General features: G+C 30.1%; 14 protein-coding genes. 8 read left to right on the forward strand and 6 right to left on the reverse strand.

What is annotated here, in order from left to right; translation table 11 throughout:
* Positions 1-33: 33 nt before the first annotated feature.
* Entirely contained in the window at positions 34-366 is a 333-nt protein-coding gene (locus tag N5D03_RS14195) for a DUF3060 domain-containing protein (RefSeq protein ID WP_160279610.1), read from the reverse strand.
* Between the two features lie 92 nt (positions 367-458).
* Between N5D03_RS14195 and prmC the strand changes: the two genes are divergently transcribed.
* The 3 genes from prmC to N5D03_RS14210 all read left to right on the forward strand — a co-directional run bounded on the left by prmC (position 459) and on the right by N5D03_RS14210 (position 2505).
* Positions 459-1283 carry a peptide chain release factor N(5)-glutamine methyltransferase gene (prmC, locus tag N5D03_RS14200; RefSeq protein ID WP_280052024.1) on the forward strand — a complete coding sequence of 275 codons (825 nt, stop codon included), beginning with the start codon at positions 459-461 and terminating at the stop codon, positions 1281-1283.
* A 122-nt stretch (positions 1284-1405) separates the two neighbouring features.
* Positions 1406-1885, forward strand: a complete 480-nt coding sequence (locus tag N5D03_RS14205) for a hypothetical protein (RefSeq protein ID WP_280038042.1) — start codon at positions 1406-1408, stop codon at positions 1883-1885.
* 53 nt (positions 1886-1938) lie between these two features.
* On the forward strand, positions 1939-2505 hold the full coding sequence (locus tag N5D03_RS14210) for an N-acetyltransferase (RefSeq protein ID WP_280049688.1): 567 nt from the start codon (positions 1939-1941) through the stop codon (positions 2503-2505).
* 35 nt (positions 2506-2540) lie between these two features.
* Here N5D03_RS14210 and N5D03_RS14215 read toward each other — a convergent pair whose 3' ends face one another.
* Positions 2541-3353 (reverse strand): WG repeat-containing protein, encoded by an 813-nt coding sequence (locus N5D03_RS14215; RefSeq protein ID WP_280052025.1) that lies wholly within the window; start codon positions 3351-3353, stop codon positions 2541-2543.
* 131 nt (positions 3354-3484) lie between these two features.
* On the opposite strand from N5D03_RS14215, the gene N5D03_RS14220 reads away from it, so the two are divergent.
* The gene (locus N5D03_RS14220) at positions 3485-4489 is read left to right on the forward strand and encodes a hypothetical protein (RefSeq protein ID WP_219033996.1); all 1005 of its coding nucleotides are present in this window, start codon (positions 3485-3487) and stop codon (positions 4487-4489) included.
* 35 nt (positions 4490-4524) lie between these two features.
* Here N5D03_RS14220 and N5D03_RS14225 read toward each other — a convergent pair whose 3' ends face one another.
* Complete coding sequence (locus N5D03_RS14225) at positions 4525-4872, reverse strand: hypothetical protein (RefSeq protein WP_280049691.1); 348 nt, start codon at positions 4870-4872, stop codon at positions 4525-4527.
* A 90-nt stretch (positions 4873-4962) separates the two neighbouring features.
* Here N5D03_RS14225 and lpdA point away from each other — a divergent pair, with 90 nt between their 5' ends.
* Positions 4963-6354 carry a dihydrolipoyl dehydrogenase gene (gene lpdA / locus N5D03_RS14230; RefSeq protein ID WP_038335929.1) on the forward strand — a complete coding sequence of 464 codons (1392 nt, stop codon included), beginning with the start codon at positions 4963-4965 and terminating at the stop codon, positions 6352-6354.
* 138 nt (positions 6355-6492) lie between these two features.
* The gene (locus tag N5D03_RS14235) at positions 6493-7338 is read left to right on the forward strand and encodes a lamin tail domain-containing protein (protein WP_280052026.1); all 846 of its coding nucleotides are present in this window, start codon (positions 6493-6495) and stop codon (positions 7336-7338) included.
* 59 nt (positions 7339-7397) lie between these two features.
* Here the strand turns inward: N5D03_RS14235 and N5D03_RS14240 are convergent, their stop codons facing one another.
* Positions 7398-7610, reverse strand: a complete 213-nt coding sequence (locus tag N5D03_RS14240; protein ID WP_280052027.1) for a hypothetical protein — start codon at positions 7608-7610, stop codon at positions 7398-7400.
* A 92-nt stretch (positions 7611-7702) separates the two neighbouring features.
* Here N5D03_RS14240 and N5D03_RS14245 point away from each other — a divergent pair, with 92 nt between their 5' ends.
* Together N5D03_RS14245 and N5D03_RS14250 are read left to right on the forward strand one after the other, a co-directional pair.
* Entirely contained in the window at positions 7703-8527 is an 825-nt protein-coding gene (locus N5D03_RS14245) for a UDP-2,3-diacylglucosamine diphosphatase (protein ID WP_280052028.1), read from the forward strand.
* Positions 8528-9502 carry a glycosyltransferase family protein gene (locus N5D03_RS14250; protein WP_125350431.1) on the forward strand — a complete coding sequence of 325 codons (975 nt, stop codon included), beginning with the start codon at positions 8528-8530 and terminating at the stop codon, positions 9500-9502.
* Here N5D03_RS14250 and N5D03_RS14255 read toward each other — a convergent pair.
* Together N5D03_RS14255 and N5D03_RS14260 are read right to left on the reverse strand one after the other, a co-directional pair.
* Positions 9499-9693, reverse strand: coding sequence for a potassium transporter TrkG (locus N5D03_RS14255; protein ID WP_280052029.1), 195 nt, complete (start codon positions 9691-9693; stop codon positions 9499-9501). The two genes, N5D03_RS14250 and N5D03_RS14255, sit on opposite strands and share 4 nt — an antisense overlap.
* Positions 9681-10203 (reverse strand): potassium transporter TrkG (locus tag N5D03_RS14260; RefSeq protein ID WP_280052030.1); only part of this gene is annotated, 523 nt, incomplete at its 5' end. The genes N5D03_RS14255 and N5D03_RS14260, both read right to left, overlap by 13 nt.

Genomic DNA, 10203 nt, shown 5'->3' on the forward strand with positions numbered 1-10203 from the left:
AAACTATTAAAGACATAATAAATGAAAAGATTTTTACTGCTTTTTGATAATTGTATTATTATTTCCCTCAATTATTTGAGGTAATTTACCATTTTTAGATAATGCTTTACGATAATATAATGTATTTCCTTCGCCAGCTAATTCAGCAGAAGTTAATCCATTAACAGATATTGTATTATTTGTTCCCATGATTTCAACTTTGGTACAATCTCCTTTCAAATTGATCACATGTCCACTTCCGCCAACTTCTACTTTTTGTCCCTTACAATCTAACGTTAGTTTTTTATTATTTCCATCAATTTCTATCTGCGCAAAAGAAAGGTGACTAATAAATAACATCGTAACAGCACATAATAATTTATTCATTTTCATTGTGATTTCTTTTTTGGTTACTTTTTAGAAATCAAGAATCGTGCACTTTCAATTAATAAAATCTAACTTTACAAAAATTTAACAAAATGACTTTAGTTGAGCTAAAACAATTGTTTTTAGATAAATTGCAATTACTATATGATAAAGAAGAAGCTTCTCATATTTTCATGATTTATGTAGAAGATAAGTTGAATCTTGATTTATCTAGCCGAGATGAAATTGAATTAACGACTGAAATTTTATCAGATTTAGAACAATTAAAAAAAGGTCAACCGATACAACATATTACTGGAAAAGCTTTTTTCTATAACGATTTCTTTTTTGTGAATGAACATACATTAATTCCTCGTCCAGAAACGGAAGAATTGGTTGAATTAATTAGAAATGATTATGCTCAAAATCAAGATATTTCTATGATTGATTTAGGAACAGGAACAGGATGTATTCCTATTTCGTTGGCAAAATTATTTCCAAATGCAAATGTTTCAGCATTAGATATTTCTGAAAATGCATTGAAAATAGCACAATCAAATGCTGAAAATTTAAAAGTTAATATAAATTTTTATCACAATAATTTACTGGAAGACATTCAATTAAACCATAAATTTGATGTAATTATTTCAAATCCACCTTATATCCGAAATCTTGAAAAAAAAGAAATGCATCAAAATGTTTTGAATTTTGAACCTCATTTGGCGCTTTTTGTTGAAAATGATGATGCTTTAATTTTTTATGAACGAGTAATAGATTTTGCTAAAAATCATCTGAAAGAGAATGGTAAAATTTATTGCGAAATCAATCAATATTTAGGAAAAGAGACAAAACAATTATTCCAAAAATTTTATCAAAATGTAATCATTCACAAAGATATTTCTGGAAATGATCGTATGCTAAGTGCTTCTAATCTATAATTATCTATAAGAATCTTGTTTTATTTTCTGAAAAGATTTAATTTTAATTCAATAATCGTTCGCAATTTGGTATTAAAATTGTTAGAATTGATTCTATTATTAAAACAATTAAATAAACAACTATGAAAAAATTATTTGTATTAGTGGCAGTTGCTTCATTATCATTTGCTACTTCTTGTAAACAAGAAACTTCAAAAACAACTGAAACTAATGTAACTGTAGATTCATTAGCTAATGATTCTACGGCTGTTATCAAAGAAACGACAACTACAACAACTACATTATCAGAAACTGATGCAAAAGCGAAAGTAGACGAAGCAAAAAAAGCTTTAGATGAAGCAAAAGCGAAAGGTGATAAAGCTGCAACAGAAGCTGCACAAAAAGCTTATGACGATGCTAATAAAGCGTGGATTGATGCAAAAGCTGCTGTAAATAATGCTGCGCAAGATGTAAAAGATGGAGTGAATAATACTGTAGATAAAGTAGATGCAAAAGCTGATATCAATGCAGCTGCAAAAGATGTGAAAGCAGAAGCGAAAGAAGCTGGAGAAAAAGCAAAAGAAGGATATAACAATACGTTAGATAAATTAAAAGCGAAATAATTTCAAAATAATTATTGCTAACTTAGCCTTGAGAAATCTCAAGGCTATTTTTTATGTTAAATTTTAGAGAAGCAACAAAGACAGATGCGTTATCAATTGCAAGATTGATGATGTTAGCGATGGATAAAATCGTTTATGATTTTATTGGAAAAACAGATTATGAAGAAGGAGTTTTATTCTTGAAAAAATTAATTGAACAAGAAGAAAATCAATATAGTTATCAAAATACAGTTGTTGTAGAATATGATAATCAATTTGCTGGAACAACAACTTTTTATGATGGAGGAAAATTAGAAGAACTTCGAAAACCAGTTCTAGAATTATTGAAAAATGATTATAACCAAATTATTCATCCGCAAGATGAAACACAAGCAGGTGAAATATATATTGATACCATTGCAGTTTCTGAAGATTTTAGAGGAAAAGGAATAGGTTCTAAAATATTGGATTATTTGATTGATGGAATAGGAAATAAGCAAGGCAAAACTTTAGGTTTATTGGTCGATTTTACAAACCCAAATGCAAAGAAATTGTACGAAAGAAAAGGTTTTGAAGTGGTTGGGGAAAAAATGTTGATGAGCGAAAATCATGAACATATGCAGTATAAACCAAAACAATAGATAATAAAAAAAGAGCTTTGAGAAAAGCTCTTTTTTTATTTCATTACCCCTAATTGAGTTAAGATTTTTTCTTCGTACGGATCGATTGTAAATTGTTCAAATTTCACAAAATCTTTTCCATCTTTTAAGTAACCTAATTGATAATTCTGACGAATAACTGCTTGATTTTCGAAGCTTTCTAAAATAGGTAATTCAGAAATTGGACTTAAAATTAGTTCGTTTTTGGTAGAAATTAAACCAAAATGCATCAAATAATTCTCTTTTGATAAGAAATATGGAAAATAAGCTAATATATCTGGACGCTCAATTTTTAGTGAAGTAGCTTCTCCAAAAGTTGCAAAATTTTGATCGACAGGTGTTAAATATTCGTATTGATAAGCTATAATCAACTGATTATTTTTATTAATCATTCCCCATTTTCCTTCTTTTTCAACTCCAGCCAAACCAGCTCTAAAATCTGTACAACCATCATATTCGAACGGGATCACAACTTGATTTAATAAATCAATAAAACCCCATTTTCCGTCTTTTTTTACAGCACAAATATTCTCAATAAAATCACTCGTTAAATCATATTCGAACGGAATCAAAGTTTGGTTAGATTTTGTTATAATTCCCCACTTATTCTCTTTTTGCGCGCTGTAGGCATTAACAGTTGTGAGCACAAGTTTTTGATATTCGAATGGAATAATTACATTTCCTTCTTTATCTATTAAACCAAATTGATTATCAATAGATATTGGTGCCAAATTGTTGCGATCGAAAACAGTTAATTCTTCAAATGTCGTTGTTTCCTTGTGAACAAAATCGTCAAATTGGTCGGTATCTTTTGGTGATATTTTAGTCATAATTCTATAATTCGACGCAAAATTAATTAATCAAAAATTAATAGTTTATATATAAATTTTAAAATATCCGATTTTAAACACTTTTTGTAAATTAAATTCTTACTTTTGTAGGAAAGCTAAAAATATAACCTATGAATATTTTTACTAAATTATTTTTTACTGCAACTATTATAATGAGTAGTTTTGTTACAGCTCAACAAAATGGTATAAACATTATTAATTTACCGACTACGATAAATAAAGACTATTCTTTTGAAGGAGTATGGAAAATTTCGAATGATGGAAATACATCTAACTATAAAATATCTGGAGGAAAATTGACAAATTATTCAAACAAAACAAGTCAGACTTTATTTCTTGATTTATATTTTGCTCCATCAAAAACATCTGTAGATTTATATAATTTACCGAATAAAATCAATACAAACGCACAATTAGGGCAGTTAGAAGGAAATGGAACAAGTTTCAATAACGTTATTGTTACTTTTAAAGCTTCAGATCTTCAAACATTAGCACAAGGAGATTATACACCAATTTTGTTATTGAAAGAAAAAGAATCAGGTTCTATTTTGAATTATAAAGTTTTGAGTAATAAAATTTCTTTAGAATCTAATAATATTTTAATTGATAAAGTTGTAAAGAATGTAGAATTACCTCAAGTTACAGATGCTAATACTTTAGCTTCTACAAAGAATATAGACGCTACTTTATCAGATATATATACACCTGTAGAAAGTTCTTTGAATATAGCGAATGTAAATAAAAAACTAAAATTAGTTGGAGGTTGGAAGTTAGAAATTGATTTCAATTCGTTGATGGTTACAGTTGGTGGAGTTGATAATTCTATACAGAATTTAGATTATAAACCTACAAATGACTTAAAGTTAATGGTATATTTTTCAAACCAAAATATAACAGGAGTTAAAGAAATAGACGGATTTGAACTTCTAAATCTAGATGTTTCACCAATTTCTGCTTTTACTAAAATTGAAAAGCTAAATTTTACTACAAATATCACAAAATTGGTTCCCGCAGGTGAATATTATCCTATTTTAGTATTAACCGAAAAAAATGAGGAAGGAAAATATGTGATGAAATCAACGTTAAGTTTAGGTGAAAAATATATTTGGCAGTAAAATCTAAATAATATATAAAAATAAAAAAGCAACGATTATTTCGTTGCTTCTTTTGTTAAATACTGTTCAAATTTTAATCCTTTTATGTTATAAGGATCAAATCCTTTGTATAAATCTTCTAATAATTGCATTACTTGAAAATAAGTAAATAATACTGAATATGAAGCTTGTTCTTGATAAACAGGGATTTCTACTAAAAATAAAAATCGATCATATTTCGAAATCTGAACAGTATTCCCATCTTGATTCATCAAACCAATATAACTTCCGTCATAATCAGGTAGGTTATGAAAAATCTCAATAGCTTGTGATAAACTACCTTCTAAAGGTAATTCAGTTTCGACCTGTAAGTCGTCAGCGTAATTTTCAAAGAATATTTTCACAGTGCAAAAGTAAGAAATTTTAATCTATTTTAAGGAATTCCTTTTTTTTCGGGTTATAATTATTAAATTAGCAATCAAATTATGGAAAAAATGAGTTACGACATTATAGTTATTGGAAGTGGTCCTGGAGGATACGTTGCAGCAATTAGAGCAGCACAATTAGGTAAAAAAGTAGCAATCGTAGAAAAAGCTGAATTAGGAGGAATCTGCCTTAACTGGGGATGTATTCCTACAAAAGCATTATTAAAATCTGCTCAAGTATTCAAATACTTAAATCATGCAGAAGATTTTGGAATTAACTTACCTTCAGATATTTCATTCGAATTTGGAAATGTAGTTTCTCGTAGTAGAGGAGTGGCGGATCGTATGAGTAAAGGTGTTCAATTCTTGATGAAGAAGAACAAAATTGAAGTGATTCAAGGTGAAGCAAAAGTTTTACCAGGAAAAAAAGTAAAAGTTACTGCTGCAGATGGTTCTGTTAGCGAATTATCTTCAGAAAATATAATTATTGCAACTGGTGCACGTTCTCGTGAATTACCTGCATTACCACAAGATGGTAAAAAAGTAATTGGTTATCGTGGTGCATTAGCAATGGAAAAACAACCAAAATCAATGATTGTTGTAGGTTCTGGTGCGATTGGAGTTGAGTTTGCTCATTTCTACAATACATTAGGAACAGAAGTGACAATTGTAGAGTTTTTGCCACGTATTGTAAATGTTGAAGATGAAGATATTTCGAAACAATTACAATTATCTCTTAAAAAATCTGGAATTAATATCTTAACAAATGCAGAAGTTACAGGAGTTGATACAACTGGAGATTTAGTAAAAGCAACAATTAAAACTGCTAAAGGTGAAGAGATCATCGAAGCTGAAGTTGTTTTATCTGCTGTTGGTGTTGTTCCAAATACAGAAAATATTGGTCTTGAAGAAGTTGGTATTGCAACTGAAAGAGGTAAAATTGTTATCAATGATTTTTGTGAAACATCTGTAAAAGGATATTACGCAATTGGTGATGTTGTAAAAGGAGCAGATTTAGCACACTTAGCATCAGCACAAGGAATTTTATGTGTTGAGCATATTGCTGGCGAAAAAGTTGAGCCAATTGACTACGGAAATATCCCAGGTTGTACATATTGTTCACCAGAAATTGCGTCTGTTGGGCTTACAGAAGCAAAAGCAAAAGAAGCAGGTTACGAAGTTAAAGTTGGTAAATTCCCATTCTCTGCAAACGGAAAAGCTGTTGCAAATGGAGCTGCTGATGGATTCGTAAAAGTTGTTTTTGATGCGAAATATGGTGAATGGTTAGGATGTCACATGATTGGTGATGGTGTTACGGAAATGATTGCTGAGGCAGTTGTTGCACGTAAATTAGAAACGACGGCACACGAAATTATGAAATCTGTACATGCTCACCCAACAATGGCAGAAGCTATTATGGAAGCGGTAGAAGATGCATATGGACATGCAATTCATATTTAAGAAATAAAAAATTAGAATTTATAGTTGAAGCAGCCATATGGCTGCTTTTTTATTTTACCAAATCGTTAATTTTTTGCGTCTTGTATATTGATTTAGTTTTTTAACTATCTTTACAGAAATAATTTAAAAAAATATAATATGAAAAAATTCTATTCTTTAGTAGCAGTTGCTGCATTATCAACATTATCATTTGGACAAGTTGTGATTAGTCAAGTTTATGGTGGAGGAGGAAATTCGGGTGCAAAATATACGCATGACTTTATTGAGTTGTTTAATAGAGGCTCTCAAGCTGTTACATTAAAAGGTCATTCACTTCAATATGCTTCTGCTACAGGTACTGTTAGTGCAGCTAATACACAAGTATTAGCAGATATTACAATTCAGCCAGGTAAATATTATTTAATTCAACAAGCTAAAGGTAGTAGTGGTACAGATGCTTTGCCAACTCCTGATCAAGTTCCTACTACAGCTCTTGCATTAGGAGCCATAAACGGTAAAGTAGCACTTGTTTCTAATGTTGATCCAATAACTGATATAACAGATAAAGATATCGTTGATTTTGTAGGTTTTGGAACGTCTAATGAATATGAAGGATCTGGTCCTACTGCGGCTTTATCTAATACTGATTCTGCTCAAAGAAAGTTAAAAGGATGTCAAGATACAAATGATAATAAAAATGATTTTGACGTAGCTGCTGCTGCTCCTAGAAATGGACAGACGGCTGCAAATGTTTGTACAAATTTGAGTACAGATAATTTAACATTAACTAAAGCAGTTTCTAATACATTATGGACAAATACAGCTTCTTTTAATGTAAAAGATAAAACAATTGTAGAAGTTTACAATATTAACGGACAATTGGTAAAATCTTTCGAAGTTAAAGGTGTTCAAAATGTAGATGTTTCTTCATTAGTTAAAGGGACGTATGTAGTTAAAACTACTTCTAACGGAAAATCTTCTACTCAAAAAGTAGTAAAAAAATAAGAAAGAATATATTGTTATTCTAATAGAAAAGCGATTCAATTTTATTGAATCGCTTTTATTTATTCTTCTAATTTCTGAATTTTAAAACCTGCATCTGTCACAGCTTCCACAACTTCTTCTTCATCTTCGTTTGTTGTCACAGTCAGCACTTTTCGTTCATCAGAAGTGTCAACTTTCCAATTGTCTTCACCTACAGCTTCATCCAAAAAAGGTTTTACAGATTTGATACAGCTGTCACAATTTATATTTGTTTTGAATTTCAATTCGCTCATAACTTTACAATTTAGACTCAAATTTATAAAGATTTCATAAGATTAAAAAAACGTTTAAGTAATATTTGATTTCGAAATTTAAATAAAAATCAATGAAGCGTAATCTTGATGTTGTTGTTATTTCGGATGTGCATTTAGGAACTTTTGGTTGCAAAGCACAAGAGCTGTTAGCTTATCTACAGTCAATCAATCCAAAAAAAATTATTCTCAATGGTGATATTGTGGATATTTGGAATTTTAAGAAAAGTTATTTCCCAGAAACGCATCTTCAAATTATTAGTTATTTGTTAAATCTTTCAGAACAAGGAATTCCAATCGTTTATATAACAGGAAATCATGACGAATTGTTACGTAAATTTACCACAATGCGTTTTGGAAATATTCTTTTAACGGATAAATATATGTTGAAACAAAATGATAAAGTCGCTTGGATTTTTCATGGAGATGTGTTTGATGCATCGATTCAACATTCGAAATGGATTGCGAAATTAGGTGGTTGGGGTTATGATAAATTAATTCAGTTGAATTATTTTATCAATAAATGTTTAGAGTTTTTTGGAAGAGAACGTTATTCGTTATCTCAAAAGATTAAAAATTCAGTGAAAAAAGCGGTGAAGCATATCAATGATTTTGAACAAACTGCTGCCGAATTAGCGATCGAAAATGAATATGATTATGTAGTTTGTGGACATATTCATCAACCACAATTGCGAAAAGTAAAAACGGATAAAGGAATTTGTGTTTATATGAATTCGGGGGATTGGATTGAGAATTTATCTGCTTTAGAATGTGTAGACGGAAATTGGTCAGTGTTTTATTTTGAAGAACATAAACATACTTTGATGCAAAATTTAGAAGAAATCGAGTTCAATTATTCGTTAGATGAACAGATTGTTTCAATTCTCAATAAAAAATAAATGAAAATTTTATACGCTTTGCAAGGAACAGGAAATGGACATTTGGCTCGTGCGCAAAAAATGTTACCAATCCTTGAAGAATATGGAGATTTGAATGTTTTTGTGAGTGGTTCTAATTCACAATTACAACTCGAAAATTATCAATTTAAACATCACAATGGCTTGTCGTTGTTTTATAATCAGCTTGGGAAAGTTTCGTATAAACGAATTTTTAAGGAGAATAGTTTTAAATCTTTTTGGAATGAAGTGAATCATTTTCCAATTGAAAAATATGATTTAATTATTAATGATTTTGAGCCAATTACGGCACATGCAGCTCGAAAGAAAAAGATAAATATTGTTGGTTTGAGTCATCAAGCTTCATTTTTATTTGATGAAACACCAACAGTGAAAAATAAAACGGGCGAAACGATTTTAAAATATTACGCACCAACTTCTAAGTATTACGGTTTTCATTTCGAAGAATATAATGATGCTATTTTTTTACCAATCATTCGAGATAAAATTAGAGCATTGCGTCCAAAACGAAAAGATTACTATTTGGTGTATTTACCAAGTTTTCATCCAACAGAAATTATGGAGAAATTATCACTGATTAAAGATTCAAAATGGAAAGTTTTTTCACCTTTTGTGAAAGAAGTAATACGTCAATTTAATGTTGAAATTTATCCTATTGATGAACGTCTTTTTATAAAAGCGCTCGAAAATTGTAAAGGAGTTTTGTGCGGTGCTGGTTTCGAATTGCCTGCCGAAAGTATTTATCTTAAAAAGAAGCTTTTTGTGATTCCGATTAAAGGTCAATACGAACAATTATGTAATTGCGAAGCTTTAAAAATGATTGGCGTTGATTATTCATATGATTTGAATGTAGCACAATTGCAACGTTGGGTGGATTCGAATAAAATTATTGAGAAAGATTTCCCAGATCAAACCGAAGAAATCATTCAGAAAGTAATTTTAGAAGCATCCCATTAATTATTTTTCCAGAAAGCAGGCGTAAATAAAATTAAGATTGTATAAAGCTCTAATCGACCTAAAACCATTAAAAAACAACATAATAATTTTGCACTATCCGTTAAAGAATTCATTGAAGTACCCGGACCAAATTCGCCAATTCCCGGACCTACGTTTCCTAAAGTGGAAGCAGTTAATGTTAAAGAGGCCAAAATATATCTTGGAAACTCATTGTTATACCATAATTCAAAAGCGCAAACAAAATAGAACTCACAATCCATGTAAACATAAACATGACAAAGAATGCCATGACGTGGAAAACAATAGATTGGTTAAGCGAACGATTGTTATAACGAACAGGAATAATTGCGTTTGGATGTAAAATACGCTTAAATTCGATCCAACTATTTTTTAATAAAATGACGTGTCTAATAACTGTAATTCCTCCAGATGTAGAACCTGCCGAACCTCCGATGAAGAACAAAGAGAAGAAAATAAGTGTGGTTACGGTTAACCAACTTGTGTAATCTTCCATTGCCAAAGCTGTTGTAGATGCGATAGATACAACGTGGAATAATGAACTTCTGAATGAATGTTCGAAATTAAACCACGAATAGGTTTCGACGGAATAACTAGGGTAAATATTGAAAAATAATACAACAAAAACGATAAATGTAACGACAGCAAGTAAACCAACCCACCAACGAAATTCCTCATTTTTC

The organism is Empedobacter sp. GD03861, from assembly GCF_029840885.1.
Taxonomy (GTDB): domain Bacteria; phylum Bacteroidota; class Bacteroidia; order Flavobacteriales; family Weeksellaceae; genus Empedobacter; species Empedobacter falsenii_B.

What these genes read in the sequence shown, in the direction of transcription:
- lpdA (WP_038335929.1), top strand. Translation starts at nt 4,963, where the DNA reads ATGAGTTACGACATTATAGTTATTGGAAGTGGTCCTGGAGGATACGTT.
- N5D03_RS14250 (WP_125350431.1), top strand. Translation starts at nt 8,528, where the DNA reads ATGAAAATTTTATACGCTTTGCAAGGAACAGGAAATGGACATTTGGCT.
- prmC (WP_280052024.1), top strand. Translation starts at nt 459, where the DNA reads ATGACTTTAGTTGAGCTAAAACAATTGTTTTTAGATAAATTGCAATTA.
- N5D03_RS14215 (WP_280052025.1), bottom strand. Translation starts at nt 3,353, where the DNA reads ATGACTAAAATATCACCAAAAGATACCGACCAATTTGACGATTTTGTT.
- N5D03_RS14195 (WP_160279610.1), bottom strand. Translation starts at nt 366, where the DNA reads ATGAATAAATTATTATGTGCTGTTACGATGTTATTTATTAGTCACCTT.
- N5D03_RS14240 (WP_280052027.1), bottom strand. Translation starts at nt 7,610, where the DNA reads ATGAGCGAATTGAAATTCAAAACAAATATAAATTGTGACAGCTGTATC.
- N5D03_RS14205 (WP_280038042.1), top strand. Translation starts at nt 1,406, where the DNA reads ATGAAAAAATTATTTGTATTAGTGGCAGTTGCTTCATTATCATTTGCT.
- N5D03_RS14220 (WP_219033996.1), top strand. Translation starts at nt 3,485, where the DNA reads ATGAATATTTTTACTAAATTATTTTTTACTGCAACTATTATAATGAGT.
- N5D03_RS14245 (WP_280052028.1), top strand. Translation starts at nt 7,703, where the DNA reads ATGAAGCGTAATCTTGATGTTGTTGTTATTTCGGATGTGCATTTAGGA.
- N5D03_RS14210 (WP_280049688.1), top strand. Translation starts at nt 1,939, where the DNA reads ATGTTAAATTTTAGAGAAGCAACAAAGACAGATGCGTTATCAATTGCA.
- N5D03_RS14235 (WP_280052026.1), top strand. Translation starts at nt 6,493, where the DNA reads ATGAAAAAATTCTATTCTTTAGTAGCAGTTGCTGCATTATCAACATTA.